At 73.3% G+C, this 26830-nt stretch carries 26 protein-coding genes; 16 read left to right on the forward strand and 10 right to left on the reverse strand.

Annotated features, from left to right (window positions below; all coding sequences use genetic code 11):
• Nucleotides 1–138 precede the first annotated feature (138 nt).
• Nucleotides 139–858 (reverse strand): NAD(P)H:quinone oxidoreductase, encoded by a 720-nt coding sequence (gene wrbA, locus AB0L06_RS06810; RefSeq protein ID WP_500229954.1) that lies wholly within the window; start codon nucleotides 856–858, stop codon nucleotides 139–141.
• Nucleotides 859–951: 93 nt separating this feature from the next.
• Between wrbA and AB0L06_RS06815 the strand changes: the two genes are divergently transcribed.
• Nucleotides 952–1395, forward strand: coding sequence for a MarR family winged helix-turn-helix transcriptional regulator (locus AB0L06_RS06815; protein WP_500229955.1), 444 nt, complete (start codon nucleotides 952–954; stop codon nucleotides 1393–1395).
• 72 nt (nucleotides 1396–1467) lie between these two features.
• Here the strand turns inward: AB0L06_RS06815 and AB0L06_RS06820 are convergent, their stop codons facing one another.
• Nucleotides 1468–2445, reverse strand: a complete 978-nt coding sequence (locus AB0L06_RS06820) for a LysR family transcriptional regulator (RefSeq protein WP_500229956.1) — start codon at nucleotides 2443–2445, stop codon at nucleotides 1468–1470.
• 153 nt (nucleotides 2446–2598) lie between these two features.
• Here AB0L06_RS06820 and AB0L06_RS06825 point away from each other — a divergent pair, with 153 nt between their 5' ends.
• The 3 genes from AB0L06_RS06825 to AB0L06_RS06835 all read left to right on the forward strand — a co-directional run bounded on the left by AB0L06_RS06825 (nucleotide 2599) and on the right by AB0L06_RS06835 (nucleotide 5603).
• Entirely contained in the window at nucleotides 2599–3723 is a 1125-nt protein-coding gene (locus AB0L06_RS06825; protein ID WP_500229957.1) for a hypothetical protein, read from the forward strand.
• Nucleotides 3724–3965: 242 nt separating this feature from the next.
• A complete protein-coding gene (locus tag AB0L06_RS06830; RefSeq protein ID WP_500229958.1) occupies nucleotides 3966–5165 on the forward strand; it encodes an MFS transporter in 1200 nt (399 codons plus the stop codon).
• A gap of 48 nt (nucleotides 5166–5213) precedes the next feature.
• Nucleotides 5214–5603, forward strand: a complete 390-nt coding sequence (locus AB0L06_RS06835; protein ID WP_500229959.1) for a MerR family transcriptional regulator — start codon at nucleotides 5214–5216, stop codon at nucleotides 5601–5603.
• A 55-nt stretch (nucleotides 5604–5658) separates the two neighbouring features.
• Here AB0L06_RS06835 and AB0L06_RS06840 read toward each other — a convergent pair whose 3' ends face one another.
• On the reverse strand, nucleotides 5659–6495 hold the full coding sequence (locus tag AB0L06_RS06840; protein WP_500229960.1) for an NAD(P)H-binding protein: 837 nt from the start codon (nucleotides 6493–6495) through the stop codon (nucleotides 5659–5661).
• Between the two features lie 61 nt (nucleotides 6496–6556).
• The gene (locus AB0L06_RS06845; RefSeq protein WP_500229961.1) at nucleotides 6557–7300 is read right to left on the reverse strand and encodes a MerR family transcriptional regulator; all 744 of its coding nucleotides are present in this window, start codon (nucleotides 7298–7300) and stop codon (nucleotides 6557–6559) included.
• Between the two features lie 62 nt (nucleotides 7301–7362).
• Between AB0L06_RS06845 and AB0L06_RS06850 the strand changes: the two genes are divergently transcribed.
• The 4 genes from AB0L06_RS06850 to AB0L06_RS06865 all read left to right on the forward strand — a co-directional run bounded on the left by AB0L06_RS06850 (nucleotide 7363) and on the right by AB0L06_RS06865 (nucleotide 10173).
• Complete coding sequence (locus tag AB0L06_RS06850; RefSeq protein ID WP_500229962.1) at nucleotides 7363–7857, forward strand: DUF6194 family protein; 495 nt, start codon at nucleotides 7363–7365, stop codon at nucleotides 7855–7857.
• 76 nt (nucleotides 7858–7933) lie between these two features.
• Nucleotides 7934–8362, forward strand: a complete 429-nt coding sequence (locus AB0L06_RS06855) for a hypothetical protein (protein ID WP_500229963.1) — start codon at nucleotides 7934–7936, stop codon at nucleotides 8360–8362.
• Between the two features lie 45 nt (nucleotides 8363–8407).
• Nucleotides 8408–9568, forward strand: coding sequence for a sensor histidine kinase (locus AB0L06_RS06860; RefSeq protein ID WP_500229964.1), 1161 nt, complete (start codon nucleotides 8408–8410; stop codon nucleotides 9566–9568).
• Nucleotides 9565–10173, forward strand: coding sequence for a response regulator transcription factor (locus AB0L06_RS06865; RefSeq protein WP_500229965.1), 609 nt, complete (start codon nucleotides 9565–9567; stop codon nucleotides 10171–10173). The genes AB0L06_RS06860 and AB0L06_RS06865 overlap by 4 nt, the downstream gene beginning before the upstream one ends.
• 86 nt (nucleotides 10174–10259) lie before the next feature.
• Here AB0L06_RS06865 and AB0L06_RS06870 read toward each other — a convergent pair whose 3' ends face one another.
• Nucleotides 10260–11447 carry a sodium:calcium antiporter gene (locus AB0L06_RS06870; RefSeq protein ID WP_500229966.1) on the reverse strand — a complete coding sequence of 396 codons (1188 nt, stop codon included), beginning with the start codon at nucleotides 11445–11447 and terminating at the stop codon, nucleotides 10260–10262.
• Between the two features lie 508 nt (nucleotides 11448–11955).
• Here AB0L06_RS06870 and AB0L06_RS06875 point away from each other — a divergent pair.
• The 6 genes from AB0L06_RS06875 (at nucleotide 11956) to AB0L06_RS06900 (ending at nucleotide 19158) form a co-directional block, all read left to right on the forward strand.
• Complete coding sequence (locus AB0L06_RS06875) at nucleotides 11956–14268, forward strand: cytochrome P450 (protein ID WP_500229967.1); 2313 nt, start codon at nucleotides 11956–11958, stop codon at nucleotides 14266–14268.
• Nucleotides 14269–14444: 176 nt separating this feature from the next.
• The gene (locus AB0L06_RS06880) at nucleotides 14445–15836 is read left to right on the forward strand and encodes an MFS transporter (RefSeq protein WP_500229968.1); all 1392 of its coding nucleotides are present in this window, start codon (nucleotides 14445–14447) and stop codon (nucleotides 15834–15836) included.
• 74 nt (nucleotides 15837–15910) lie between these two features.
• Nucleotides 15911–16699, forward strand: a complete 789-nt coding sequence (locus AB0L06_RS06885) for an RNA ligase family protein (RefSeq protein WP_500229969.1) — start codon at nucleotides 15911–15913, stop codon at nucleotides 16697–16699.
• The gene (locus AB0L06_RS06890; RefSeq protein WP_500229970.1) at nucleotides 16683–17807 is read left to right on the forward strand and encodes an AAA family ATPase; all 1125 of its coding nucleotides are present in this window, start codon (nucleotides 16683–16685) and stop codon (nucleotides 17805–17807) included. Before AB0L06_RS06885 ends, AB0L06_RS06890 begins: the two co-directional genes overlap by 17 nt.
• 113 nt (nucleotides 17808–17920) lie before the next feature.
• On the forward strand, nucleotides 17921–18493 hold the full coding sequence (locus AB0L06_RS06895) for a GNAT family N-acetyltransferase (RefSeq protein ID WP_500229971.1): 573 nt from the start codon (nucleotides 17921–17923) through the stop codon (nucleotides 18491–18493).
• Nucleotides 18494–18639: 146 nt separating this feature from the next.
• Nucleotides 18640–19158: a pyridoxamine 5'-phosphate oxidase family protein gene (locus AB0L06_RS06900; protein ID WP_500229972.1), complete on the forward strand. Its 519-nt coding sequence runs from the start codon at nucleotides 18640–18642 to the stop codon at nucleotides 19156–19158.
• On the opposite strand, the gene AB0L06_RS06905 is transcribed toward AB0L06_RS06900, so the two are convergent.
• The 5 genes from AB0L06_RS06905 to AB0L06_RS06925 form a co-directional block, all read right to left on the reverse strand.
• Nucleotides 19155–19343, reverse strand: coding sequence for a hypothetical protein (locus tag AB0L06_RS06905; RefSeq protein WP_500229973.1), 189 nt, complete (start codon nucleotides 19341–19343; stop codon nucleotides 19155–19157). The genes AB0L06_RS06900 and AB0L06_RS06905 overlap by 4 nt on opposite strands.
• Before the next feature lie 205 nt (nucleotides 19344–19548).
• Nucleotides 19549–20286 carry a phosphatase PAP2 family protein gene (locus AB0L06_RS06910; protein ID WP_500229974.1) on the reverse strand — a complete coding sequence of 246 codons (738 nt, stop codon included), beginning with the start codon at nucleotides 20284–20286 and terminating at the stop codon, nucleotides 19549–19551.
• A gap of 167 nt (nucleotides 20287–20453) precedes the next feature.
• Nucleotides 20454–22367 carry a glycoside hydrolase family 3 protein gene (locus tag AB0L06_RS06915; RefSeq protein WP_500229975.1) on the reverse strand — a complete coding sequence of 638 codons (1914 nt, stop codon included), beginning with the start codon at nucleotides 22365–22367 and terminating at the stop codon, nucleotides 20454–20456.
• A 233-nt stretch (nucleotides 22368–22600) separates the two neighbouring features.
• The gene (locus AB0L06_RS06920) at nucleotides 22601–23890 is read right to left on the reverse strand and encodes an AI-2E family transporter (protein WP_500229976.1); all 1290 of its coding nucleotides are present in this window, start codon (nucleotides 23888–23890) and stop codon (nucleotides 22601–22603) included.
• A gap of 136 nt (nucleotides 23891–24026) precedes the next feature.
• Complete coding sequence (locus AB0L06_RS06925; protein ID WP_500229977.1) at nucleotides 24027–24827, reverse strand: TetR/AcrR family transcriptional regulator; 801 nt, start codon at nucleotides 24825–24827, stop codon at nucleotides 24027–24029.
• Nucleotides 24828–24947: 120 nt separating this feature from the next.
• Between AB0L06_RS06925 and AB0L06_RS06930 the strand changes: the two genes are divergently transcribed.
• Nucleotides 24948–25916: an ATP-binding cassette domain-containing protein gene (locus AB0L06_RS06930; protein ID WP_500229978.1), complete on the forward strand. Its 969-nt coding sequence runs from the start codon at nucleotides 24948–24950 to the stop codon at nucleotides 25914–25916.
• Nucleotides 25917–25943: 27 nt separating this feature from the next.
• Complete coding sequence (locus AB0L06_RS06935; protein WP_500229979.1) at nucleotides 25944–26828, forward strand: ABC transporter permease; 885 nt, start codon at nucleotides 25944–25946, stop codon at nucleotides 26826–26828.
• The last annotated feature ends 2 nt before the right edge of the window (nucleotides 26829–26830 follow it).

The following is a 26830-nucleotide window of genomic DNA, read 5'->3' on the forward strand; positions in this document are numbered from 1 at the left end:
ACGGTGGGTGTTGACTGTGGGCACCCATGGGGACGCCTCCTCTCCGCTTGTGTGGGGGGGGGGGGGGGGGGGCCGCCCCCCCCCCCACCACGGAGTGAGAGGGAGAAACCGGACGAAGACTCGCGGCGACGTCGCGGGTCACGCGCCCTGGGGAGTCTTCTCGGACCCGACGTCCTCGACGTCCTCGACGTCCTTGACGGTCTCGGCCGTCCCGGCGGACGCGTCGTAGGCCATGTCGCCGCCGGTGAGGTCGGCGCCGGCCTTCAGCCGGATCGCGGTGCGGGCCAGCCGCCACCCCTGGTACCGCGCCGCGTCGAGCACCGCGGGCTGGAGGTCGTCCCCGGACGGGCCGGTCACCGCGGACGCGCCGTAGGGGTTGCCGCCGGCGGCGTAGACGATCTGGTCGGTGTAGCCGGGCGGGACGATCAGCGCGCCCCAGTGGTAGAAGACGTTGGCGAGTGAGAGGAGCGTGGCCTCGCTGCCGCCGTGCCGGTTGTAGGCGGAGGTGAACGCCGTCACCGGCTTGTCGGCCAGGCCGCCCTCGTGCCACAGGCCGCCCGCCTGGTCGATGAACTGCTTGAGCTGCGCGGCGGGGGTGCCGAAGCGGGTCGGCGTTCCGAACGCCATGGCGTCCGCCCAGGCCAGGTCGTCCACCGTGGCCACCTCGACGTCCGAGGTGGCGTCGGCGTGCCGCCGCCAGTGCGGGTTCTGGTCGATGGCGGTGTCGGGGGCCAGCTCGGCGGCGCGGCGCAGCCGCACCTCGGCGCCGGCGGCGCGGGCTCCTTCGGCCAGCGCCTCGGCGAGGGCGTGCACCGCTCCGGTCGCGCTGTAGTAGACGACGGCGATCTTGACGCTCATGGGGGCTCCTCGTTGGTCACGTAGTATTGCTTAGGCGCATAACGTTAGCCGCATAATAGTTATGCCCGTAACCATCTTGTCAAGGAGACGCTCATGGACTTCGATCAGGCGGACGGCATCAACCAGGCCATCCGGCGGCTGAGCCTGCGGCACCGGGCCAGGACCGCGACGCTGCTCACCCCCCTCGGCCTGCACCCGGGCCAGGAGGCGCTCCTGCTCGAGCTCGACCGGACGGGCCCGATGATCCAGGCCAAGCTCAGCGACGCGCTCGGCGTCGAGCCCCCCAGCGTCACGCTCATGACCCGCAAGCTGGAGGCGGCCGGGCACGTCCGCCGCGCGCCGTCCCCCGACGACAAGCGCGCCAGCGTCGTCGAGCTCACCGACAGCGGCCGCGCGCTCGCCGACCAGGTCAAGGCGCTCTGGTGCGACCTGGCCGAGGAGAGCGTGGCCGGGATGCCGGCCGAGACCGTGGCCGGGCTCCCCGGCATCCTCAACACGATCACCGGCAACGTCGACGCCAGGCGCAGCACCGCCTGAGGCGGTCACCGGGACGGTGGGATCCGGGTGTCAAGCCCCTCCCGCCCGCCGTCCCGGGCGGGCCGTCCCGGGTCAGAGGCCCGAGAAGAAGGGACGGTCGGGGGCGGGCATCCACTGGTCGCACGTGGACAGGGCCCGCTGGTTCTCCCGCACGTGGGCGACGAGCCGCGGCAGCTCCGGGTGGCGGTTCGTCCGGTGCCACATGAGCGACCAGGGATAGACCGGCGTGGGATCGGTGATCGGGATGTGGACGATGTCCGGGTGGCCGGTCAGCTGCGTCTCGCTGGCGAACGTGACCAGCTCCGCCGAGGCGGCGATCCTCTCCATGATGTGGGCGGCGCCGAAGGCCGGCCCGGACGTGTCGATCCGGACGCCGAACTCCGCGCTGAGCAGGTCGTAGTAGTCGGCCCACTCGCTGTCGCGCGTGTTCCCGGGCATCCACGCCGTCAGGCCCGCGAGTTCCCTCATCGGCACGCGCCTGCGCCGGGCCAGCGGATGGCGGCGGCCGACCAGGACGGGGATCGGCTCCAGGCAGGCCGGGACGCGCTCGATCCCCGGCGGGAGCGACCCGGTGACGCGGCCGAACGCCGCGTCGATCGAACCGTCGGAGAGCGCCGTCCACCGCGGGACGGTGCTGCGGGACACGACCATGTCGACGTCGGCGTCCCCGGCGTCGTAGAAGTCGCGGACGATGTCGACCGGCGCGGCCGCGCGGGCCAGCACGTCGACGCGCAGGGCGCGGCGGCGGACGCGGAACATCGCGGTCGCCTGGTCGGCGAGCCCGATCAGCGCCCTGGCCTGCGGAAGGAACGCGGCGCCGTCCTCGGTCGGCCTGGCGCCGCCGCGGGAGCGGGTCAGCAACGGAACGCCCAGGTCCGCCTCCAGCCGGGCGATCCGCTTGGACACGGCCTGCTGGGTCATCTCCAGGTCGTCGGCGGCCCCGGTGAAGTGCCCGACGTCGACGACGGCGAGGAAGGCCCGGACGGCACCGAGGTCGAGCTCCATCCACAACTCCTGGTTGTCACCTGTAGGCGTGTTGGCGTTGGACACCCCGCAGAAGGCTCCCGTCCGATGAGCGCCACAGACTTCACGACAACCGCGAGGCGTACCAAGTGTCCCAGCCGACGCCACCCGCCGCCGCCTTCGAGCGCACTGGGTCCTTCGTTTCGTGGTCGGCGGAACGCCCGCTGTTAGGGTTCCGGCATGGTTGAGGCGCGGGGCGACGTGGTGGACCGGCAGGTCGAGCCGGTACCGGAGGACGAGGAGGCCCCGCACGGGCGCTGCAAGGTGTGCCGGCGGGCGCTGCCCACACCCGCCCGCCGCAGCGACGGCAAGGGCAAGGGCGGGCGGCGACGCCTGTACTGTCCGCCGCCCGCCACCTGCAAGGAGCAGGCCGCCGCCGAACGGGACACGCGCCTGGCCTCGGCCATCGCCGACCCGCTGGCCCTGGTCGTCGCGGTCGCCGAGGAGTCGGCGCCGGTGATGACCGAGCTGGCCGCCAGCCTGAACGGTGTCCTCGCGGCGTTGGGCGGCATCGAGCAGAACGCGCGGCAGGAGGTGCTCGCCGCCCGCGAGGACGTGGCCGAGGCCGGGCAGCGGGTCGCCGCCGCCGAGGAACAGGTCACGGAGGCCGAGGAGCGTGCCGTCCAGGCGGCGGCCCAGGTCAAGCGGGCTGAGGAGGCGCGGCGAGCCGCCGAGGACGAGACCCGGGCCGTCCGGGAGCAGGCCGCGCAGACGCAGCGGCAGGCGGCCGAGACCGTCGCGGCGCATCAGCAGGCGCGGGACGCTGCCGAGCGGACGGCGCAGCTGGCCAAGCAGGCCGAGGCCTCCCTCGCCGAACGACTCGATCAGACCGCCGCGCAGTTGACCGAGGAGCGCACGGCCCGCCACGTCCTGCAGGAGGAGCTCACCGGCTGCCGGGCCGAGCTGGCGGAATCCCGCGCCGAAGTACGCGCCGCCGTCGACAGCGTGGAGAGGATCAGCCGAGAGGCCGCCCAGCGCATCGCCGCCGCCGAGCATCAGTCCGGCCAGCTGGTCGCGGCGGCCGAGCGCGCGACGACCGCCGAGTCCGCCCGCGCCGACCGGGCCGAACAGGCCGCCGACCAGCTGCGCGGCCAGCTCACCGTCCAGCAGCAGGCCGCCGGCGAGACCCGGCAGGAGCTGCTCCAACTGCAGGCGCGCATGCAGGCCCTCATCGCCGAACGCGACACCGCCCGCGCGGACGCCGACCGTCTCCGCGAACGCGCCGTGACCGCCGAGGTCCGCGCCCAGAACCTTCAGGAGCAGCTGACCGCGCGCGAGGCCGCCCCACCGCCCCAGCCGAACTGACCCGGCCGACCACACAACTCGACCACCTGCATGCTTCGACAGCCGTCGAAGCATGCGGCTTCTAGGCTCCCGCCATGACCCCAGCGCGGAGGCCTACGACCGCTCACGGGACGAGCCTACGTTCGTGCCGTCTTCACGGACCTGGCCGGTTTCGGCTGCCGGACGCGCACCGCCCGGCCTGCTCGCCTGAGATCTCGTCCGGCTTGACCTTCACGCCAGGGTGAAGGTCGAGGGTGGGCGGCATGGGAAGTAGGAGTCACTCCCGGGCCCTCGCGGTGCTGACGCTGTGCGCGTTCACCTTCGGGACCGGGGAGATCATGATTGCCGGGCTGCTGCCGGAGATCGCCCGGTCGGTGGGCGTGTCGCTGGCCACCGCGGGCCTGCTGATGAGCGTGTTCGCCGCGACCGTGGTGGTGGGTGGTCCGCTGCTCTCGCTGATGGCGGGGCGGGTGCGGCGCAGGCGGATGCTCGTCGCGCTGATGCTGGTGTTCGTCGCGGGGAACGCGGTGGCCGCGGTGGCCTCGTCGTTCGCCCTGCTGGCGGCCGGACGGATCGCGGCGGCGCTCGCGCACGCGGCGCTGATGCCGTTGTTCTTCGGGGTGGCGGCCGACGTCGCGCCGCCGGGACGGCAGGGCTCGGCGGTGGCGCGGGTGTCGTTGGGGCTCAGTCTCGCGATGATCGCCGGGCTGCCGCTCGGCACGGCGCTCGGGCACTGGCTGGGCTGGCGGGCGACGTTCTGGGCGGTGGCGGCGCTCGCGGCGGTGGCGCTGGCCTTGGTCGCACCGATCGTCCCGGACACGGCGCCGGACGGATCCGAGGGGCGTGCGGCCGAACTGCGGGTGCTGGCCGACCGGCGCGTCCAGGCGGTCATCGCGGTGACGGCGCTGGGCGCGGCCGGAGCGTTCACCGCCTACACGTTCGTGACGCCGTTGTTGAGCGAGGTCTCCGGTTTCGGCTCCACGGCGGTGACCGTCCTGCTGCTGCTGTTCGGGGTCGGCGGGACCGTGGGCGGCCTGGCCGGAGGACGGCTCGCCGACCGGTCGGTGACCGGTTCCATCGTCGCGGGCATGGCCGCCCTGGCGGTGTCGCTGCTGGGACTCGGCCTGCTGGCCGGGCAACGGGCCGGGGCGACGGCGTTCCTGCTGCTGTTCGGCGCGGCGTACAACGCGGTGATCCCGGCGGTGAACACCCGCATGATCGAGGTGGCGTCCAGCCGGGCGCGGACGCTGGCGCTCACGTTGCAGAGCTCGGCGTTCAACCTGGGCATCGCGCTCGGCGGCTGGCTCGGCGGACGCGTCATCGACGCCGGTCCGGGCCTGCGCTGGACGCCGGTGGCGGGCGCGGTCGTGGCCGCGCTGGGTCTGGGCGTCGCGGTGGCGGGGCATCGCCGATCCGCTGCCGTCCTGCCGACCTGGGATGATGAACGCGTCGCACGACGTTGATCTCGTGGCACGACGTTGATCTCGTGTGGCGGGGAGGGAGGCGGCGGCATGCGGATCGGGGAGCTGGCGCGCGCGACGGGCACGACGACGCGGGCGCTGCGCTACTACGAGGAACAGTGCCTGCTGCGTTCGCGGCGGTCGGCGAACGGGTACCGCGAGTACGGCCCCGAGGCCGAGCGCGTGGTGGACAACATCCGGTTGCTGATGGCGTCCGGGCTGACCAGTGAGGACCTGCGGTCGCTCGGGGAGTGTCTCGGCGACGACCTGCTCGGTGAGCACGTCTGCGCCGAGTCCGGCCCGAAGGCCGAGGTCTTCGAGCAGCGACTCGCCCTGCTGCGGCGGCGCATCAACGAGCTGGCCGTGGTGCACGACCGGCTCGCCGCGCGCCTGGACGACCTGCGGCGCGACGCTCCCCGATCCGGACGGGCCGTCGCCTGAGCCCACCGGACGCAGGCGGCGGGGACGGCCCGAAGCCGCCGTCCCCGGTCCGGAGTCAGAGGCGTCCGAAGGCTCCGGTGTGGGCGGACGCCCATTGGGTGAAGGTGCGGGCAGGGCGGCCGGTGACGTCTTCGACGGTCGTGTTGACCTCGGATTCGTCCAGCGATCCCTTGACGTAGAAGTCGAAGAAGGCGTCGACGTACTCGGACGGCATGGACGCGGACATCTCGGTGTGGGCTTCGTCGTCCGGCTGCGCCTCGAAGCGCAGGTCGCGGCCGAGGGCTTCGGCCAGGATGCGGAGCCGGTCGGCGGGGAGCAGCGGCTCGGGCCCGGTCAGGCGGTGGAGGCGTTCCCGGTGGCCGTCCTCGAGGAAGGCCGCCGCAGCGACGGCTCCGATGTCGGCCGGGTCGATGTTCGCGACCGGGACGCCGGCGAACGGCGCACGGACGACGTCCCCGCTGGACAGCTGCGGGACCCACTGCAGGGTGTTCGACATGAAGGCGCTCGGGCGCAGGATCGTCCAGGCCAGTCCGCACGCGCGCACGAGGTGCTCCGACTCGGACATGTAGCGGGTGACGGCGTTCGTCAGGTCGCCCAGCCCGGCCGACGAGCCCGAGAGAAGGACCACGTGTTCGACACCGGCGGCCTTGGCCTCGGCCAGCAGTTCCGGGGTGTGGTCGTACCCCGGCAGAAGGAACAGGCCCTTCGCCTGGTCGACCGCCCGGCCGAACGTGGTGGGATCGTTCAGGTCGGCTTTCACCTGCTGGACGTCCGCCGGGAGGTCGGCGGGAGCGCGGTCGCGGACCATCGCACGGACGCCCGCGCCCGCGGCCGCCAGGGCGCGGACGACTTCGCGGCCCACATTTCCGGTCGCGCCGGTCACCAGGATCATGCTGCCCCTTCGGTTGTGTTTCGGCTCGATCAGCACTTCTACCTGGGCAAGGCTCTCTTGATCAACAGTTCTCGGCGTCCGATCCTGGAACGGTCGGGGTCGCGGCGTCGAGGACGGCGTTGAGGGCGGCGGCTCCGTCCAGCAGGGCCCTGGAGCGGGACGTGACGTCGGCGTCCCGGGCGTTCAGCGCGGACGCGACGTCCTCCAGGCGGCGGCCGCCGCGCAGGGCGGGCATGAGCTCGCGGAGCGGGCCGACGCGGTATCCGGCCGCGCGGAGCTGCTGGACGATCCGCGCGTCCCTGACCTGGGACGGGCTGTACCGCCGGGCCCCGGCGACGCGGTCGGGGACGACGAGGCCCTCCGCGTCCCAGTGCCGCAGCGTCGAGGGCCGGACGCCCAGGGCGGCGGCCAGTCCGGAGACGGTCATCGCGTCCGAGGCCCGGACGTCCGCGATCGGCTCGCCGGAGATCGCCTGGACGGCGTCCCGGGCGGCCCGCAGGGCGGTGCGTTCGGTGTCGAGGCGGGCGTGCGCGGCGTCCAGCAGCGCGAGCATGTGCGAGAGCGGAGCCCGGTGGACGGCCCGGACGATCTCCTTCGCGTCGACCGGCCCCACCGCGGCGGCGAGCGCACGGTAGGCCAGCGCCGACCGCACGTGGACCTCTCCGTGGCAGCGGTAGCCGGAGGCCGTGCGCGCCGCGGGCGGCAGGACGCCGTCGCGCTCCAGGTTGCGGATCTGCTGCACGGAGTAGCCCGCGAGCTCCGCGACGGCGCCGGTCCGCAGCGTCCATGAGTTGAGACCTGCCATGCCCCGAGCTCCCGTTTTCCAGGTCAAGCCTCCACAAGCACTTCAATGTAACGCTTGAAGGCATGACCAAGGATGAGATCATCGCCTTCGTGGACGGCCTCGACGGCGTCCTGACGCTCCGCCCGGCGCCCGGGGACGGCACGCCGGAGATCGCGTGGGGCGACGCGTTCTTCTACCACTCCCCCGACGGGACCGTCCCGACGACGACCCAGCCGTTCGCGACGATCGTGACCAAGGACTACCCGGAGGACCAGACGTCCCGCCTGAACCGTCCCGACACCTTCCGTGTGAACATCGCCGTGGGCCGGGACGAGTTCGTCCGCCGAACCGGGCACGCACCACGCGACACCGGGGACGCACCCCGCGACGCCGCGCCCGACGACGTCGATCCCGGCACGCCCGACACCCTGATCGTCCATCCCGTCTACGGCTCGCTCGGCTGGCTGGCCGTGGTGAACCCCGGGCCGAACACCGGCGCGACGGTGCTCGATCTGCTGCGCCTCGCACACGCTCTCGCCCGAAAGCGTTACGAGCGCCGCGACGCAGCGACGCGGTAGCCCATGACAAATGTCATGGACGGGTGATGGGCGAACTCACTGGGCCGGCCGGGGCCGCCGGAAGCACCATGAAGCCATGACGAACAAGGCAGCGGGAACCGCGAAAGAAATGGCGGACGGCTCGAACCACGCGGCGACATTCCGTCGGATCAAGGCCCTCGTCGGCGTTTACGCCGTCATCAGTGTCCTCACCCTCGCGGGTCTGGTCGCCTACCGGAACTCCTCCTCGGTGACGACGCCGGTGTGGGTCCGCATCAGCATCGTCGCGGCCAGCTCGCTGGTCCTGTTCGCGCTGACGCTGCGCGCCGCGCGCGGCTCGCGGGGAGCGTTCCGGCGGCTGCGGATCCTGTCGGCGGTCATGCTGGTCGCGATCGTCGTGATCGTTTCCCTGCCGGGCATGTTCCCGGTCTGGATGCGGATCGAGCAGGGCGTCTGCGGGCTGCTCCTGCTGGGCGTGGTCGTGATCTCGAGCGGCCGGGCCCTGCGGGCCGGCTTCTCCCGATGACCGGCGGGCGCGGTGAGGGACGACGGTGGTGTTAGCGTGCGGGCCATGGAAAAGGCCGTGAACGCGCCAGTGCAGGGCGGGTCGCCGGGAGGCGACCCGCTTCGCTGGGCCGGCGGCTGGCGGCGGGCGATGCTCGCCGCCGGAATGTTCGTTTACCCGTTCGTTTCGATGATCGGCGTGACGCAGTTCTCGGAAGGCGCCGCCGCGTTCGCCGGATACACGATCGCGCTCGCTTTCTGCGGCCTTTACGCGATGGCGGCCGTGGCGTTCGCGCGGCGTTTCCGCCGCCGTTTGTGGTTCCTGCTGGCGGGGATGTTCGTCCTCTTCGTGGCGCAGCTGCCGTTCGCCCGGACCCTGGGCTTCTACCTCCTCGCGGTGATCGTGTCGTTCGTGGCGCTGACGCTGCCGCGCCGCCTGCCTCCCGTCCTGGTCGCGGCGGCCGCGATGACGCTGCTGGTGCCGTGGGCGGTGCGGCCCTGGCACACCGGACCCGGCTGGCTGGAGGCGGTGATGGTGGTGTTCACGGCGCTGGTCGTGCGCGGGTACGCCGAGCTCGCGGACGCGAACGTGGCGCTGGTGGAGGCGCGTGCCGAGGTGGCCCGGCTGGCGTCCGAGGCCGAGCGGAACCGCATCGCGCGCGACCTGCACGACCTGCTCGGGCACTCGCTCACCGCGATCACGGTGAAGAGCAACCTGGCGCGGCGGCTGGCCGAGGGCGGCGCGGAACGCGCGGCCGCGGAGATCCACGAGGTGGAGCTGCTGTCCCGGCAGGCGCTCGGCGAGGTCCGCGCCGCGGTGTCGGGCTACCGCGAGGTGACGCTGCCGGGTGAGCTGGCGCGCGGCCGGGAGATGCTGCGCGCCGTCGGTGTCACCGCCGATCTGCCGTCCGCCGTGGACGTCGTGGACGCCGCGCACCGGGAGCTGTTCGGCTGGGTCGTCCGGGAAGGGCTCACCAACGTGGTGCGGCACGCGCGCGCGACCCGCTGTACGGTCACCCTGTCGGCGGCGGAGGTGGAGATCGTGGACGACGGTGCGGGCGGCGCGGCGGTCCCGGGCAACGGCCTGACCGGGCTGCGCGAACGGGTCGCGGCCGCGGGCGGCGTGGTGGAGTCCGGACCGGTGACCCCGCGCGGCTGGCGCCTGCGCGTCACGGTCGGCGCGTCCCCCGCCCCGGACACGACCCCCGCCCCGGACGTCGCGTCATGACGATCCGGCTGCTGCTCGCCGACGACCAGGCGCTGATCCGCTCGGCCCTCGCGGCGCTGCTGGATCTGGAGGACGACTTCGAGGTCGTCGCGCAGGTCGGGCGCGGGGACGAGGTCGTCGCGGCGGCGGAGTTGGAGCGTCCGGACGTGGCGCTCCTGGACGTCGAGATGCCCGGTCTGGACGGCCTCGCGGCGGCGGCGGTGCTGGCCGGACGCGTCCCGGACTGCCGGGTCGTCATCCTCACCACGTTCGGACGGGCCGGGTACCTGCGCCGGGCGATGGAGGCGGGCGCGGTCGGGTTCGTGGTGAAGGACGCCCCGGCCGAGGCGCTCGCGGACGCGATCCGCCGGGTGGTGCGGGGCGAGCGGGTGGTGGATCCGGCGCTGGCGGCCGCGACGCTCGCGGCGGGCGCGTCCCCGCTGACCGCGCGGGAGCGGGACGTGCTGAACGCGTCCCGCTCGGGCGCGAGCGTCGCCGAGATCGCGGGCAAGCTGTTCCTGTCGGAGGGAACGGTCCGCAACTACCTGTCCGCGGCGATCGCCAAGACCGGCGCCCAGAACCGCATGGAGGCCCTGCGCGTCGCCGACGACCGCGGCTGGCTCTGACCGTCCCCCGGACGGCCCTCCCCGTGCCCGACGCCTGCGGACGTGACGCCGATGACGTCCCGTCGACGTCATCGGCGTCACGGTGATCAGAGGATGACGACCAGGCCCGCGGCGAACACGAGGTAGAGGACGCCGGTCCAGGCGAGGCGGACGGGGGTCAGCTTGTGGGCGCGCATGGTCGCGAGCAGGTAGACGATCGCGACCATGGTCATCGCGCCCGACCAGATCAGGGCGGTGTCGAACTTCCACGGGGTGAACAGCAGGCCGAGCCCGGACGGGACGGTCGCCTGGATCATCATCGCGCCGGAGATGTTGGCCAGGGCGAGGCTGGTCTTGCCCTGCCGGACCCAGATCACCGCGTTCATGATCTCGGGGAGTTCGGTGGCGACCGGGGACAGCAGCAGCGCGGTGACCGCGGCGGGCAGCCCCAGCGTCGGGCCGATCGCGTCGAGCTGGTGCACGAACAGCTGGGACGCGAAGAAGATCACGGTGAGGGTGGCGAGGGTCTGCACCGCGACCGCCCAGCCCGCCGGGACCTCCCGGCGCGGCTGCAGCTTCAGCGGCTCGAGATCGATCTCGGCGACGGCGCCCGCGTCATCGTCGCCGCCGCTCATCTCGCGCCAGAAGTAGACGGCGTACACGGCGAAGAACACCACGCCGAGCCAGGGCTTGAAGGCGAAGGCGACCAGGCCCAGGCCGACCTTGAACACGAACACCGCGAGGAACCAGCGCTGGTCCTTGGCCAGGCGCGCGGCCTCGGCGGGGTCGGTGAGGACCTCCGAGGCGTCGCCCGCCGGACGTCCCGGCGCGCCGTCCGCGCCGGTGGCCGCGGTCCCCGGCGGGACCGCCGAGGCCAGCTGCGCGCGGGCGCGGGAGCGGCGCGTCCACAGCAGGGCGACGCCGGTGACGGCGTAGGCGACGGTCGCCAGGGCCAGGGGCCCGCCCATGGCGGCGCCGACGCCGATGTCCTTGGACTCGCCCTCCCCGGTGGTCACGGCGACGAGGGTCACCACCGACTCGGGGAGCGCGGTGCCGAAGGCGGCCAGGACGGTGCCGACCGCCATCTTGCCCACGTTCAGGCGGTGGCCCAGCCATTCGACGGCGTTGACGAACCACTCACACGACAGATAGATCGCCACAGCACAGGCGATCAGAAGGACGAAATGCCACACGTCCGGTACCCGCTCCTCCCGCGTCGCCGGGGGCCGAGGCCGGGGGGCCGCTCTGGGGCGTCCACGGAGACCTCGATCCCGGCCGACGACGCGTCTGGTCATCAACAAAAAGGGATCGAAGGTCTCGCCCGTCCGCCTGAGGCGGACCCGGCCACCGGGAGCGTGAGGCTCCAGTGTGTCGACGACCGGTTCGCAGGGCTACTCCCCTTCGCGGCAGCGACTCTACCGCATCGGCGGGCGCAGACCGCCGATGCGGCGTCCGGGCGGCCTCCACAAGGCCTCGGGGCGGCACCAGACCGTCCCAAAGCGGCCCGGACCGCCGCCCGCGCCCACCTCCTTGATCGGGACGTCCGCGGAGCCCCTTCCAGGCGGGCGGAAGGACGGGCGGCGGGGTTGGTGACGGAGCCGGAATCGGGACGGCAAATCCCAGTCAAACCGCATGTCCCGCGGGCTTCGGATCGGCAGGATCGGAACACGATGCGTGCGGGCCCGGTGCCGAGGCCACCGGGACTCCGCGCCGCTGCACGGCCCGGCAGGGCGCACCGCGACGCGCGGGCCCGCCGGGCCGCGGCGTGGACACGACCCAGAGGGCGATTGGACGGGGACGCGGATGACGGTGGAGACGGCGGCGGGCACTGCGGCGGGCGGCGCGGGGGGCGCGGTGACCGGGTTCCGGATCCCGGAGATCTCCCTGCCCTTCCCCGGTCCGGTGCGGCGGGCCGACGCCGACCGGTTGCGGGCCGGGGTGTGCGGGTGGGCGGAGGAGCGGGGGCTCGTCGGGCCGCGCGGGCGGGCGCGGCTGGAGTCGTCCCGGCTGCTGGACCTCGGCATCGCGCTGACGGGACGGGCGGAGGGCGAGCGGGCCGAGGTGCTGCTGGCGTGGTTCCTGTGGGTGCTGCTGCTGGACGACCGGGTGGACGACGGCCCGTGGGCGCGCGACGGGGTGCTGGTGGACTTCGCCGCGTCGGCGTTGTCGGTCCTGCGGGCCGAGGCGGACTCGGGGCGTCCGTCCGATCCGATGCTGGTGGCGCTGGCCGAGGACCTGTGGCCGCGGACGTCGGTGCTGGCGGGTCCGGCGTGGCAGGCCAGGTTCGCCGGGCACCTGTCGCGGCACCTGTCCGCACAGTGCGCGATGGTGGAGCACCGCGCGACGGAGTGGTCGATGCGGCTGCCTGCGTACGTCGGGCTGCGCCGGGACCTGTTCGGCGCGGACGTGTTCTTCGACCTGTTCGAGGCGGTGGACGGGATCGCGCCGCCGGACGACCGGGTGACGGCGGGGCTGCGCGCGGCCGCCGCCGACGTCATCTCCTGGACGAACGACCTGTTCTCGGTGGAGAAGGACCTGGCGTTCGGGGAACCCGCCAACCTGGTGTTGCTGCTGCTCAGCGAGGGAAGGGCTGGAACGCTCCAGGAGGCGGTGGACCAGGCCCGGACGCTGATCGCGGACCGCGCCGCCGACTTCCAGATCCTCCGGCGCGGGCTGCCGCGCGGCGCGCGCGACGCGGGACGCCTCGCCGACCGGCTGCGCCGCGCGATGCGGGCGTCGCTGGACTGGCATCGGTCGGTGCCACGCTACCGTCCGCGCACCGCCGCGTCCGCCGCCGCCGCGGCGGTGTCGGGTCCGGGCGCCGCGCGCGACGCGGAGGCGTTGGGGCAGGCGGGCCTGGCGCGCGGGGGCGGGTCGTCCGGCTCGGAGATCGTCGATCCGTCGCGGACGCCGCCGAGCCTGCTGTGGCCGGAGTTCGAGCGCGACCCGTACCCGCTGTACCGGCGGCTGCGCGAGGAGTTCCCGGTCGTCCGGGACGAGCCGCTCGACGCCTGGCTGATCAGCCGGTACGCCGATGTGCGGGTCGGGTTGTCGGACCCCCGGTTCACCTCCCGGAACTACGGCTGGCAGCTCGCGCCGATGTTCGGCCGGACGGTCCTGCAGATGGAGGGCCGTGAGCACGCGGCGCACCGGTCGTTCCTGACCCCGGCGTTCCGGGGGCGGGCGCTGACGTGGCTCCGAGCGGCGGTCGAGCGCACGACCAACGACCTGGTGGACGACCTGACCGCGCGCGTCCAGCGCGGCGAGCGCGCGGTGGACCTGGTCGGCGGGTTCTGCCACCGCCTGCCGATCACCGTGGTGGTGACGGCGCTCGGGCTGCCGGTGGCGGACGCGCCGCTGTTCCAGGACTGGTACCAGGCGGGCTTCTCCTACCTGAGCAACTACCGGCAGGACCCGGCGACGCTGGAGCGCGGCATGTCCGCCCGGGACGAGCTGTACGCCTACCTGGCCCCGTACGTGGCGCGGCGGCGGATCGCGCCCGGGCGGGACCTGCTGTCGGTGCTGTGCACGGCGGAGGTGGAGGGATCCCCGCTGCCGGACGACATGGTGCTGGGCTTCTGCGGGATGCTGCTGGGCGCGGGGGGCGAGAGCACCGACAAGGGGATGCGGTCGCTGCTGGCGAACCTCCTGGACCATCCGGAGCGGCTGGCCGAGCTGCGGGCCGCGCCGGACGGGCTGGCGGCTGCGTGGGTGGAGACGCTGCGCCGGGATCCGCCGGTGCAGGTGGTGCTGCGGCAGACCGAGGAGGCGGTGGACCTGCCGTCCGGGGGGCGGGTGCCGGGCGGCGCGACGGTCGCGTGCCTGGTCGGAGCGGCGGGCCGCGACCCCGAGCGGTTCCCCGACCCGGACCGGTTCGATCCGTCCCGGCTGGCCGACGATCCGGACCGGCAGTTCACGGCGGCGGCCGGGCACCTGGCGTTCGGCGCGGGCCGGCACTTCTGTCTCGGTTCGCAGCTGGCGCGCGCCGAGGCGGAGGTCGGGATCCGGGCGCTGCTGACGGCGTTCCCGCGCATGCGCTGGGCGGACGGTTTCCGTCCGCGGTACGGCGGCCTGCTCACCCGCGCCCCGGAGAAGCTGATGGTCGAACTCCGCTGACCCGAGCCCACCGACCCGGCCCGCTGCCCCGGCCCCACCGACCCGGCCCGCTGGCCCGGTTCGTCCGGGAAGCGGGACGTGAGTCGCGGGCCGTAGGCGCAGGTGGGGAGTCTTGCGCCCCGGGTGGACGGGACGTTTCGAAGTTCGGCGAAACGTCCGTGGGTGACCCTGGGCGCATGAGCTCCCCTACTGATATCCGTCCTGCGACCGGGGCGGTCGCCGGGGCCGCGCGGCGGCGGGCCGCGCTGGCCGTGGTGTGCGCCGGGATGTTCCTGGTGCTGCTGGACGTCACGATCGTCAACGTCACGCTGCCCGGGATCGGCCGGGCGCTCGGCACGGGCCTGTCCGGGATGCAGGGCGTGGTCGACGGGTACGCGGTGGCGATCGCGGGCCTGCTGCTGGGCGGCGGCGCGCTCGGCGACCGGTTCGGGCACCGGCGGATGCTGGTGGCGGGGCTGGTGCTGTTCGGTGTGGCGTCGCTGGCGTGCGGGCTGGCGTCCGGGCCGGGCGCGTTGATCGCCGCGCGGGCGTTGCAGGGCGCGGGCGCGGCGATGCTGCTGCCGGGCAGCCTGGCGGCGGTGACCCGGATGTTCCCGGACCCGGCGGAGCAGGCGCGTGCGCTGGGGATGTGGGCGGCGGTGTCGTCGACGGCGCTGCCCGCGGGTCCGCTGCTCGGCGGCGTGCTGGTGGACGGCCCCGGCTGGCGGTGGATCTTCCTGCTGAACGTGCCGATCGTCGTGGCGGGGGTCGTGGGCGTCCTGCTGCTGGTCGCCCCGGACCCGCCCTCCGCGGCGGAGCGGAAGCGGCTGGACGCGGCGGGGCTGGCGCTCGCGCCGGTGACGCTCGGCGCGCTGGTGTGGGCGGTGATCCGGCTCGGGCACGGTGATCGTTCCGGTGCGCTGCTGGTGGCGGGCTTGGCGGTCGCCGGGGCGGTGGTGCTGGTCCTGGTGGAGCGGCGTGCGGCGCGTCCGCTGTTCCCGTCCGGGCTGGTGCGGGTGCCGGCGTTCCTCGGCGCGAACGGGGCGTCGCTGGTGATGAACCTGGTCACGAACGGGACGCTTTTCGTGGTGACGTTGCAGCTCCAGCAGGTGCAGGGCCGGTCGGCGCTGACGGCCGGGGTGATGCTGCTTCCGATGGCGGTCCCGCTGGTGCTGATGGCGCCGTTGAGCGGCGCGCTCAACGCGCGGTTCGGGCCGCGGCTTCCGGTCCGGGCGGGCATCGTGGTCGCGCTGCTGGGCGCTCCGGGGCTGTTGTTCGCCGGTCCGCACGCCTCGTACGCGGTGCTGGTCCCGACGCTGCTGACGATCGGGATCGGGGACGGGCTGATCGTGGCGGCGGCGGTGTCGGCGGCGATGCGGACCGCGCCGTCCGGGCTGGCGGGGTTGGCGGGCGGGTTCAACAACACCGCGCGGCAGGTCGGGACGGCGCTCGGCGCGGCGGTGTTCGGCTCGGTCGCGGGGTCGCCGCTGCACGGGGCGGCGTTCGCGAGCGGGCTGCACGTGCTGGCCTGGGTGAGCGCGGCGCTGTGGCTGGCCGCGCTCGCCGGTACCGCCCTCATCCGCCTCTGACGGGCTCCGGCCGGCACCGGCGGGGAACGAAAACCGATTGGCCGGGATGCGAACACACCGGTACAAAGATTTCCATGTTGCGCAAGTATCCGCGGACCAGGCACCTTCAGGGGTCCCGGCTGCAGCCGGGTGACCATGACCTGTCGGCCGCGCCGTTCGACGAGGTGGCGGGCCGGTACCTGGTGGTGGAGGAGAAGCTGGACGGCGCGAACGCCGGGATCAGCTTCTCCTCTTCCGGTGAGCTGCTGTTGCAGAGCCGCGGGCACTACCTGACCGGCGGGCCGCGTGAACGCCAGTTCGCGCCGTTGAAGGCGTGGGCCGCGTCCGTCCAGCACGCGTTGTGGCCGCGGTTGCAGGACCGGTACGTGATGTACGGGGAGTGGATGTACGCCAAGCACACCGTCTTCTACGACGCGCTCCCCCACTACTTCTGCGAGTTCGACGTCCTCGACCAGCGGGACGGGACGTTCCTGTCGACCGACAAACGCCGTGAGCTGCTGGACGGGACGCCGGTCGTGTCGGTGCCGGTGCTGCGGACGGGCCCGGTGTCGGACCTGAAGGAGCTGACGGCGCTGGTCGGTCCGTCCACCTGCCGGACGCCGCACTGGCGGAAGGCCCTGCGGGACGCGGCGGCGGCGACCGGCGCGGATCCGGATCGGGTCGTCGCCGAGACCGACTCCGCCGACGAGATGGAGGGCCTCTACCTGAAGGTGGAGGAGGACGGCCGGACGGTCGGCCGCTACAAGTGGGTGCGGGCGAGTTTCCTCACGGCGATCCTGGACGCGGGGACGCACTGGCAGGACCGTCCGATCGTCGCCAACGGCCTGGAGGACCCGGAGGTGCTGTATGCCGGTATGGGCTGAGCTGTGCCCGGCGCCGCCGACCTGGACGGTGCCGTGGGACGAGATCGTCGAGGCGTTCGCGTGGGTGCGGCGGCTGGAGGGGGTGCCGCAGGACGCGGTCCACCACGCCGAGGGCGACGTCGCGACGCACACGCGGATGGCGTGCGAGGCGCTCGCCGCGTCGCAGGAGTGGCGGGCGCGTCCGGAGGACGAGCGGCAGCGGTTGTTCGCGACCGTCCTCATGCACGACATCGCCAAGCCGGACTGCACGCGGCACGAGGACGACGGGTCGATCACCGCGCACGGGCATTCGCGGCGGGGCGACCTGATGGTGCGGCGGATCCTGTGGGAGTTGGGCGCGCCGGTCGCGTGGCGCGAGCACGTGGCGGCGCTGGTGCGGCACCACCAGGTGCCGTTCTGGGCGATGGAGCGTCCCGACCTGCGGCAGATCGCGTTCCGGGTGAGCCTGTTGGCGCGCAACGACGACCTGGTGCTGCTGGCGACCGCCGACATCCTCGGCCGGATCTGCGGCGACACCGATGAGGTGCTGGAGAACATCGCGCTGTACCGGGAGTACTGCGCCGAGCAGCGCTGCCTGGACGGGCCGCGCGAGTTCCCGTCCGATCACGCGCGGTTCTGGTTCTTCCGCCGTCCGGACCGGGATCCGGACTGGGCGGCCTTCGACGACACGCGCGGCACCGTGACGATCATGTCGGGGCTGCCGGGGGTCGGGAAGGACCACTGGATCGCGGCGAACCGTCCGGGTCTGCCGGTGGTCAGCCTGGACGCGCTGCGGGCGGAGATGGGTGTTGCGCCGACCGGCGACCAGCGTCCGGTGGCGGCGGCCGCGCAGGAGCGGGCGCGCGTGCACCTGCGGGCGGGCGAGTCGTTCGTGTGGAACGCGACGAACGTGTCGAGGCAGCTGCGCGGGCAGGCGATCGGCCTGGTCGCGGACTACCGGGGACGGGTGGAGGTCGCGGCGCTGGAGGCCGCGCCGGAGGTGTTGCGCGCCCGCAACCGGGCCCGTTCCGCGCCGGTCCCGGACGCGGTGATCGACCGGCTCGTCCGGCGGTGGGAGACGCCGGACCCGACCGAGGGGCACCGCGTGGACTGGATCGCCACGGGCTGACGCCCGGGCCCTCGGCCGCCGCTTCCCGGGCCTTGGAAGCGGCGGCCGAGGGTAGGGAGCATGATCGGGAAATCCCTGTCGCGCCGCCGAAACGGCGACCATAGGATCGGCGGATGTTGAAGCCCGTTTACCCGATCCGGACCGAGCGCCTGGACCTGCGGCCGTTCCGCGACGAGGACCTCGACGCGCTGTACGCCTACCAGTCGCTTCCGGAGGTGGCCCGGTTCCTGTACTGGGAGCCGCGGACGGTGGAGGAGTCGCGGTCGTTCCTGCGGGACAAGCAGGCGGCGGACGGTTGGGACCGGGAGGGCGACTGGCTGGCGCTGGCCGTGGAGTGGCGGGAGCGCGGCGAGGTGATCGGCGAGGTCAACCTGCAGTGGAGCAGCCGCCGGGACCACAGCGGCGAGATCGGCTACATCTTCAACCCGGCCTACCACGGCAAGGGGTTCGCGACGGAGGCGGCGCGGGCGGTGCTGCGGCTGGCGTTCGAGGACGCGGGGCTGCACCGGGTGGTCGGGCGGCTGGACGCGCGCAACGACGCGTCCGCGCGGGTGCTGGAACGGCTGGGGATGCGGCGCGAGGCGCTGCTGGCGGAGAACGAGTTCGTCAAGGGCGAGTGGGCGAGCGAGCTCGTCTACGCGATGCTGCGCCGCGAGTGGGACGGGCAGGCCGCCGCCCTCCCCTGACTTCTGCCCGGCACTCGTCACCACTGTCGGCCGATGTCCACATTTGCCTGACACAAGGTGTCAGTCTTTGGGGTGAGCATGGGTTTCGCCGGTCCGCGCCGATGGGAGGACGCGGACCGAACCCTACGGATGGACGAGAAACTCACATGCGCGAAACCCCGGAAGAGCTCGAAGAGCTGCAGGCCCTCCTGGACGCCTCGCTCTCCCGTTCCAGCTCGCATCTCCGCTCGATCATCACCGCGGAGCGCACGCTGACCGCCGAGCAGCTCACCGGCATCCTGACCGGGATGTGCACCCTGGCGCTCTCGACCGTGACGGCCAAGGGAGAGCCGCGGATCTCCGGGGCGGACGGGCATTTCCTGCACGGCAAGTGGCATTTCGGGACGGCCCGTGATGCCGCCAAGGCCCGTCATCTGGCGGCCCGCCCGGCCGCCAGCGTCGCGCACATGCGCGGTGAGGACCTGGGCGTGTTCACGCACGGCACGGTGGAGATCCTCAACCCGGCGGGCGGCGAGCCCGCCGCGGACTGGCCGTCCCTGCTCGCCTACTTCAAGGACTTCTACGGCGAGGACGCCTTCGACTGGGAGAACGACGTGGTCTACTACCGGCTGCGTCCGCACTGGATGGGCGTCTTCGCCCCCGACCCGGCGAAGCTGACGGGCTAGAAGAACAGCAGGACGGCGCCCGCGGCGTGGCCGACCACGACCAGGACGAGCCCGGCGAAGAAGATGTACTTGGCGGTCGGGTGGTCGAACTGTCCCTTGGGTGTGGCGCCCTCGACGGAGCGGCGCTGGGCCTGGTCTTCCAGTTCGTCCAGGCTGGGCAGGAACGCCGGGCGTTTGAAGGCCATGCGGTCAGCCACTCCTCGCTGTGTCCCGGGGGCTCGGGCCCTCTGTCGTGGGGCCCTCGCGTCGCATGGGCCACTCCCCTGTATACCCGAGGTAGGGGAAGGCCGATGCGGCGGCCTGGCCTGAGGGATTCCCAGGCCGGAGGCGCTTGAGGGCGACTTTTCGTCCTGGCCCAGGGCGTCGGTCACGGGACAGGTGGCCCGGCGGCTACTGGGCCGCGCCGTTCGCTGACCGCTCCTGGAGCCCGTCCTTCGAGCCTGGGGCCGGCCCCTGTGCGGGGTGTTCGCGTGGGGCGGGGACGAAGGGGCGGAAGCCGCGCCCGATGAAAGCGCGGCCGATCGAGCCGAGGACGATGCCGAGGCCCCATCCGGCGAGGGCGTCGGTGGGCCAGTGGTAGCCGAGGGTGACGACGGCGACGGCCACGGCGGCGATCAGGGTGTGCACGGCGATCCACCAGCGGCGGGAGGCGTGCAGGAGCGCGGCGGCGACGGTGAGGCAGGCGGCGGAGTTGGCGGCGTGCCCGGACGGGAAGGACAGGTAGCCGTCGGTGTACAGCTGGTCGACGCCGGTGCGGGGCGGGGTGCGGGCGAAGGCGAGCTGGGCGGCGCGGATGGCGGCCTCGGTGCCGATCAGCCAGATCCCGGCGCGGACGGCCGTCCAGAGGCTGCGGCGGCGCCAGGCGGCGAGCAGCGCGGCGAGGCCGACGATCGTCCCGACCAGCCAGTATTGGCCGCCGTTGACGAGGGTCCGCCAGAACCAGTACTCGGCTCCGGTGGGGGTCGGCGGGCCGTCCTCGAACAGCCGGGTGTCGGCATGGCGGAGCAGACCGCCCGCCATCACGTCGAGTGTGGTGGCGACGGCGACGAGCATCGCCAGGAGCGGCAGCGCCAGGTTCCGCGTCGCGCGGCCCTGAAGGTGCCCGCCCCCCGATCGGAGCACCTGCATGTTCCGAGCATGCCTCATCGGCCGAGGTGGGAGGGCCTGACAGGCCGGGGCGGCACGGTTTCGGCACAACCTCCGCACATGATTCTCGTCACCGTGTGTGACGGGCGGGGCCCGGCGTGGACGTCCGCGCCGGGCCCCTGGTGGTGGTGTGCGTCACTTGTCCGGGGTCATTTGCGGGGGTATTCCAGGCCGTGTCCGAAGGGGTAGAGGGTCTGGTCGGGGCTTCCGGCGACGGGGATCGCGACGGGCAGGCGTCCCTGGGGCCGGTTCGCGCCGAACAGGGTCGCGGCGGCCGCGTGCAGGGCGTCGGCGGTGTAGGAGAAGGTGGCCAGGTAGGCGGGCGCCGTGGGGAAGGCGTTGATGTCGTAGGCGTCGCGGACGGCCAGGACCACGACGGGCTTGCCGGTGGCGATCAGCGCCTTGACCAGGTCGGCCTGGCCGGGGCCGTTGTGGCCTTTCTCGGTGGAGGTGTCCCAGGCCTTGTTGGTGACGACGACGGTGAGGTCGTGGCCTCGGGCCGCGTCGACGGCCGCGGCGATGGTCGCGGGGGTCGGGCTGAGACCGGTGTCGTGGGCGTCGGCGGTCGCGCCGTACTTGCCGATCTCGGTGGCGAGGGTCGCCGTGCTACTCGTCCCCCAGCCGGTCACGTAGACGCTGCGCGGTCCCGGAGCCAGCGGCAGGGTGGTGCCGCCGGGCTGCGGGTCGTTCTTGACCAGGGTGGTGGTGCGGTCGGTGGCGCGGCGCGCGGCCGCCAGGTGGCCGGGTGTCCCGACGACCTTCCCGACGCGGGACTCGTCGATGTAGGGGTCGGTGAACAGGCCGCGGCGCTGCTTGAGGGCGAGGACGCGGTAAACGGACCGGTCGATGCGGTCCTCGGTCAGTTCGCCGCTCCTCACCGCGTTCACGACGGCGTCGAGCTGGGTGGCGAACTGCCCGGCGGGCGGCTTGAGCAGGACGTCCACCCCGGCCTTGAGGGCGAGGACGGGCACCCGGTCGTCGCCGTACTTGTCCCGCACGCCCTGCATGTCGAGCGCGTCGGTGATCACCAGGCCCTGGTAGTGCAGCTGGTCGCGCAGGATGCCGGTGACGATCGGGTGGGACAGGGTGGCGGGGTCGCCGGAGGGGTCCAGGGCGGGCACGACCAGGTGCCCGGTCATGATCGAGTCGGCTCCGGCGGCGATCGCGGCCTTGAACGGAGGCAGGTCGATGCTCTCCCACTGGGCGCGGGTGTGCCGGATGATCGGGACGCCGGTGTGGCTGTCGGTGTCGGCGTTGCCGTGGCCGGGGAAGTGCTTGGCGGTGGCGGTGATGTTCGCCGAGCGGTAGCCGCCGAGCTGCGCGGTGACCATCTGGGAGACCAGGGCGGGGTCGGAGCCGAAGGACCGGACGCCGATCACCGGGTTGGCGGGGTTGACGTTGACGTCGGAGTCGGGCGCGTAGTCGGTGTCGACGCCGATGGCGCGCAGTTCGGCGCCGGTGATGCGGGCGAGCGCGCGGGCGTCGGCGGGGCGCCGTCCGGCGGCCAGGGCCATCGCGCCGGGCTGCTGGGTGGCGGGCGCTCCGACGCGGGCGACGATGCCGCCCTCCTGGTCGATCGCGACGGTCGCGGGGATCGCGTGCCCGGCGGCGTGCGCGGCGCGCTGGATGCCGTTGGAGAACCCGGCGAGCTGCTGGGGGCCGGTGACGTTGTTGCCGTAGTAGATGATGCCGCCGGGCTGGTCGCGGGCGATGAGCTGGGCGGCGTTGTCGAGCCCGTAGAGGGCGCGGTTGGCGGTGACGTCGGCGGGGTCGGTGGTGTCGGCGGACATGCCGTAGATCTGCACGACGAACAGCTGGGCGACCTTCTGCCGCAGCGTCATGGAGTCGAGGAGTCTCATCAGGTGCGGGTCGCGTCCCTGGGCGGGGCTCGTGCGCGCGGGGGTGGCGGCGCGGGTGGAGGCGGTGGCCGCGGCGAGCGGCGTCGCGGCGAGCAGGGCGGCGGTCAGCGCGGCCGTGATCGGCGCGGCGCGCCGGATCCGGGTGCGTGGCCGGCCTGCCGTCGCTCGGGTTCGCGAGGTTCGACGCGTGGGCGTTCTGCGCATGGACGTTCCCTTTCCGCCCCCGAGAACGATCTTGTGTGGTCGTCCGCACGCTAGCCGGGAGAGCCGCGGCGCGTCCATGGCAGAACTCGACGAGGGGAACACACGGAGCGGAAGCGCGAGGTGGGAGGCGCGCGGGCGAAGGTGCGCGGGCGAAAGTGCGGGCGGGAGGCGCTCGGCGGGCGGAGTGGTGAGGGGGCGGCCGTGGGGCGACTGTGGGGCGGCGCGTCCGGTGGTCAGCCGGGCTTCTGTTCGTGTTTGACGGAGGGGGCGGTGGTGAGGGGGTGTTCCTCGACGTCGTAGCGGCGGACGTAGGCGTTCAGGAACGCCTGGAGGCTGGCGACCAGCGGCAGGCTGAGGACGGCGCCGATGGGGCCGATGACCGCCGCGCCGCCGATGACGACGCCGAACGCGACGGCGGGGTGCATGTCCAGGGTGCGGGCGGTGATGCGCGGTTGCAGGAGGTAGTTCTCGAACTGCTGGTAGGCGATGACGAACAGCAGCGTCCACAGCGCGGTCGAGGGCGCCCTGGTGAGCGCGATCAGGACGGGGGCGGCCCCGGCGAGGTAGGTCCCGATGGTGGGGATGAACTGGGACACCGCGCCGACCCAGATCGCGAGCGTCAGCGCGTAGGGGACGCCGAGCAGGGTGAAGGCGGTGTAGTGGAACACCGCGGAGATCGCGGCGAGCAGGGCGCGGGAGTAGATGTAGCCGCCGGTCTTGTCGACGGCGATCGTCCAGGCGCGCAGCACCTGCCGCTGGCGCTGCGGGGGCAGCAGGGAGCAGACCGTCCGGCGGAACCTCGGGCCCTGCGCGGACAGGTAGAAGGTGAACAGCAGCACGCCGAGGCCCTGGAACAGGACGCCGAGCGTGGTCACGCCGATCCCCCAGACGTTCCCGGCCAGCCCCGACAGGTGCTTGGACAGTTCGCCGCCGATCGCGGGGATCTTGCTGACCAGGGTGTGCTTGGACAGCCGCGCGCCGAACGCCCGGTTGGCCCATTCGATGATCTGGTCGGCGTATCGGGGGGCGCTGTCGACCAGGGTGTTGGTCTGCTTGATGATCACCGAGCCGAGGGCGACGGCGAACCCGAGGCCGAGGACGGCCAGGATCAGGAACATCAGGCCGGTGGCGAGGCCGCGCCGCCAGCCGCGGGCGGCGAGCCAGTTCACTCCCGGTTCGATCGCGAACGCCAGGAACAGCGAGATCACCAGGAGCAGGATCAGGCCGCGCAGCCGGCCCAGCAGCCACACGCCGCCGCGGAACGCGACCACGGTCGCGGCGGCGAGGACGAACGCGCGCGGCAGCCACGGCGGCATCCGCCGCGGGTCCCGGGGTGCAGTGCCCGAGGCGTCCGAGGCGCTTGGAGCGCCTGGAGTGTCCGAGGCGCCTGGGGTTTCTGAGGTGTCGTCGTCCGGTGCGGGCGGAGGGGTGTTCGGGGTGGAGGCGTCGTCGGCGCCCTTGGCCGGTTCGGCGCTTTCGGCGGGAGTGTCGTCGTCCGCGCCGGAGGCGGGGGTCTGCGCCATGGCAGGACGCTAACGGCGGGGTGCGGGCCGTCCGCCGTGATGCCGCGCGGGCGGGACGAGCCTTTGCCCTCGTTTCGCGCAGCCCTTGCGGATGCGGGGCGTGGCCGCCGGAGTGCGGCCGCCGGGGCGGGGCCGGTCAGGTGCCGGACGAGCCGGAGGGGCGGCCGGAGGCGACGTCGCTGATGCGGTCGCCGAACGTCCGGCGGGGTTCGTCGAGGGCCTCGGCGGCGCGGCCGCCTGCGGGCAGGGCGGCGTCCCGCGGTTTGACGGCGTAGTCGCCGATGCCGTGTTCGAGCAGGTCGAAGGTGCGGGTGGCGGCGGCCTCGACGCCGTCGCGCATCTCCTCGAGGGTCTCGCCGGCGAGCTTGCGCTCGGTGATCTCGTTCACCAGGGTCCACTGCGCGGTCATGATCATCGCGGCGACGACGCGGGGGGTGATGTCGTCGGGGTCGGCGCCGGTCTCGTCGGCCAGGACGCGGGCGAGCATGTCCTGGGCGGTCTGGCCGATCTCGCGCTGGCGGGCCATGAGCGCGGTGCTGTCGCGGACGGTGCGGACCCAGACCTCGGCGCCCTCGTGGAAGCCGGTCTGGAAGGAGCCCTGGTCGAGGCCCTCGAAGAACACCCGCCGGTAGAACGCGACGACCGACTCGCCCGGACGCCGCCCGTGGAAGGCCTCGGCGACCTGAACGATGATCTCGTCCTGCCGGTCGAAGAACAGGTCCTCCTTGGTGTGGAAGTAGTTGAAGACCGTGTTCACCGACACGTCGGCCTTGCGGGCGACGTCGGCGATGGTGACGTTGTCGAAGCCGCGCATCATGAACAGCCCGGTGGCGATGTCGGCGAGCCGCCGCCGGGTCTCGCGCTTCTTGCGCTCGCGCAGGCCGAGCTGGGGTTGTGCGGTGTGCTGCGGGCCGTCCGGCGCGGTCTGGTCACCCATGGGGAGATTCTAGGCGCCCTGGTGTCGATGAAAACTTGGTGTGACTGCAAAATTGGGGTTACTCTATCGGCGTCGTGGTGACCGCCACGGCATCGGGCTTCGCTTTCGTCGGAGGTTTTCGTGATCGAGGCGCGCGGGCTCGCCCGCACCTTCACCGGTAAACGGGGCACCGTGGAGGCGGTGCGCGGGGTGGACCTGTCGGTCGCGTCCGGGGAGATCGTGGGGTTCCTCGGGCCGAACGGCGCGGGGAAGACCACCACGCTGCGGATGCTGACCACGCTGCTGGCGCCGACCGCCGGGACGGCGACGGTCGCGGGCCGCGACCTGCGGTCCGATCCGGCGGGGGTGCGGAGGCGCATCGGGTACGTGGCGCAGGGCGGCGGCACCGACCCGTCCGTCCCGGCGGCCGAGGAACTGGAGCTGCAGGCCCGGCTCTACCGGGTCCCGGGCGCGGCGGAGCGGATCGGCGAGCTCGCGCGCCGGCTCGACCTGGACGGCGAGGGGCTGCTCGCGCGCCCGTCGTCGGCGATGTCGGGCGGGCAGCGCCGGCGGCTGGACATCGCGCTCGGCCTGGTGCACCGGCCGCCGCTGGTGTTCCTGGACGAGCCGACCACGGGTCTGGATCCGCAGAGCCGCGGCAACCTGTGGGAGCACATCCGGCGGCTGCGCGACCACGACGGCACGACGGTGTTCCTGACGACGCACTACCTGGACGAGGCCGACGCGCTGTGCGACCGCATCCTCATCATCGACCAGGGCCGGATCGTCGCCGAGGGCTCCCCCGCCGAGCTGAAGCGGCGGGTCTCGGGCGATGTGGTGACGGTGGAGCTGGCCGCGTCCGGCGCGCCGCTGGATCAGGTCGCCGCCCGGGCGCGCACGGCACTGGCGGACCATCCCGCGGTGCGTGAGGCGGCGGTGCTGGACGGTTCGCTGCGGCTGACCGTCGAGGACGGCGAGCGGTCGCTGATGAGCCTGCTCCGCGCCCTGGACGAGGCGGGCGTGGAGCTGGCCGCGCTGCGGATGGCGCGGCCGACGCTGGACGACGTGTTCCTGACAGTGACCGGCCGTTCCCTGCGGGACGCGGCCTGATCCCGGAGTTCTCCGAGGAGAGGAAGAATGATGGCGACGACGACGACCGGAACGCTCACCGGTCCGGGCGATGAGGACGGCCCGGGGGGCGGCCCGGCTTCCGGGCCTCCCGACGGCGCGGTAGCGGCGACGTCCGGGCGCGCCGGGTTGGCTCGGACGGCACGGGACACCTGGCTGATCTTTCTGCGGTACGCGCGGCAGATGCTGCGGAACAAGGTCGGGGTGGCGTTCGGGTTGACGCAGCCGCTGCTGTACCTGGTGTTGTTCGGTCCGCTGCTGAGCAGGGTCGGCGGGGTGCAGGGCGCGGGTGGCGGCAACACCTGGCGGGCGTTCGTGCCGGGGATCCTGGTGCAGCTGGCGCTGTTCGGTGCGGGCTTCGTCGGGTTCGGCCTGATCGCGGACCTGCGGTCGGGTGTGGTGGAGCGGCTGCGGGTCACGCCGGTGTCGCGGCTGGCGCTGCTGCTGGGCCGGGTGCTGCGTGACACGCTGCTGCTGGTCGTCCAGGCGGTGATGCTGCTGGCGGTGAGCGTCGTCCTGGGGTTGCGGGCGCCGCTGTGGGGCATCGCGGTGGGTCTGGTGTTCGTGGCGCTGCTGGCGCTCAGTATCGCGTCGCTGTCCTATGTGCTGGCGATGGCGACCCGCGTCGAGGACGCCTTCGCGCCGCTGCTGTCGACGGTGACCCTGCCGTTGATGCTGCTGTCGGGGATCATCCTGCCGATGAGCATGGCCCCCGGCTGGCTCGACACGGTGTCCCGCTTCACGCCGTTCCGGTACGTGGTGGACGCGGCGCGGGCGGCGTTCCGCGGTGACTTCTCCTCGCCGTCGGTCCTGGAGGGTGCGGCGGTGACCGTGGCGCTGGTGGTCGTGTCGGTGACGCTCGGCACGCGCCGCTTCCTGCGGGAGAACGCCTGACG

This window comes from Spirillospora sp. NPDC052269 (assembly GCF_040679435.1).
GTDB lineage: Bacteria > Actinomycetota > Actinomycetes > Streptosporangiales > Streptosporangiaceae > Spirillospora.

Coding starts and splice junctions, on each gene's coding strand:
- wrbA (WP_500229954.1), bottom strand. CDS start 858: ATGAGCGTCAAGATCGCCGTCGTCTACTACAGCGCGACCGGAGCGGTG.
- AB0L06_RS06815 (WP_500229955.1), top strand. CDS start 952: ATGGACTTCGATCAGGCGGACGGCATCAACCAGGCCATCCGGCGGCTG.
- AB0L06_RS06825 (WP_500229957.1), top strand. CDS start 2,599: ATGGTTGAGGCGCGGGGCGACGTGGTGGACCGGCAGGTCGAGCCGGTA.
- AB0L06_RS06830 (WP_500229958.1), top strand. CDS start 3,966: ATGGGAAGTAGGAGTCACTCCCGGGCCCTCGCGGTGCTGACGCTGTGC.
- AB0L06_RS06835 (WP_500229959.1), top strand. CDS start 5,214: ATGCGGATCGGGGAGCTGGCGCGCGCGACGGGCACGACGACGCGGGCG.
- AB0L06_RS06840 (WP_500229960.1), bottom strand. CDS start 6,495: ATGATCCTGGTGACCGGCGCGACCGGAAATGTGGGCCGCGAAGTCGTC.
- AB0L06_RS06845 (WP_500229961.1), bottom strand. CDS start 7,300: ATGGCAGGTCTCAACTCATGGACGCTGCGGACCGGCGCCGTCGCGGAG.
- AB0L06_RS06850 (WP_500229962.1), top strand. CDS start 7,363: ATGACCAAGGATGAGATCATCGCCTTCGTGGACGGCCTCGACGGCGTC.
- AB0L06_RS06855 (WP_500229963.1), top strand. CDS start 7,934: ATGACGAACAAGGCAGCGGGAACCGCGAAAGAAATGGCGGACGGCTCG.
- AB0L06_RS06860 (WP_500229964.1), top strand. CDS start 8,408: ATGGAAAAGGCCGTGAACGCGCCAGTGCAGGGCGGGTCGCCGGGAGGC.
- AB0L06_RS06865 (WP_500229965.1), top strand. CDS start 9,565: ATGACGATCCGGCTGCTGCTCGCCGACGACCAGGCGCTGATCCGCTCG.
- AB0L06_RS06870 (WP_500229966.1), bottom strand. CDS start 11,447: ATGACCAGACGCGTCGTCGGCCGGGATCGAGGTCTCCGTGGACGCCCC.
- AB0L06_RS06875 (WP_500229967.1), top strand. CDS start 11,956: ATGACGGTGGAGACGGCGGCGGGCACTGCGGCGGGCGGCGCGGGGGGC.
- AB0L06_RS06880 (WP_500229968.1), top strand. CDS start 14,445: ATGAGCTCCCCTACTGATATCCGTCCTGCGACCGGGGCGGTCGCCGGG.
- AB0L06_RS06885 (WP_500229969.1), top strand. CDS start 15,911: ATGTTGCGCAAGTATCCGCGGACCAGGCACCTTCAGGGGTCCCGGCTG.
- AB0L06_RS06890 (WP_500229970.1), top strand. CDS start 16,683: ATGCCGGTATGGGCTGAGCTGTGCCCGGCGCCGCCGACCTGGACGGTG.
- AB0L06_RS06895 (WP_500229971.1), top strand. CDS start 17,921: ATGTTGAAGCCCGTTTACCCGATCCGGACCGAGCGCCTGGACCTGCGG.
- AB0L06_RS06900 (WP_500229972.1), top strand. CDS start 18,640: ATGCGCGAAACCCCGGAAGAGCTCGAAGAGCTGCAGGCCCTCCTGGAC.
- AB0L06_RS06905 (WP_500229973.1), bottom strand. CDS start 19,343: ATGGCCTTCAAACGCCCGGCGTTCCTGCCCAGCCTGGACGAACTGGAA.
- AB0L06_RS06910 (WP_500229974.1), bottom strand. CDS start 20,286: ATGCAGGTGCTCCGATCGGGGGGCGGGCACCTTCAGGGCCGCGCGACG.
- AB0L06_RS06915 (WP_500229975.1), bottom strand. CDS start 22,367: ATGCGCAGAACGCCCACGCGTCGAACCTCGCGAACCCGAGCGACGGCA.
- AB0L06_RS06920 (WP_500229976.1), bottom strand. CDS start 23,890: ATGGCGCAGACCCCCGCCTCCGGCGCGGACGACGACACTCCCGCCGAA.
- AB0L06_RS06925 (WP_500229977.1), bottom strand. CDS start 24,827: ATGGGTGACCAGACCGCGCCGGACGGCCCGCAGCACACCGCACAACCC.
- AB0L06_RS06935 (WP_500229979.1), top strand. CDS start 25,944: ATGATGGCGACGACGACGACCGGAACGCTCACCGGTCCGGGCGATGAG.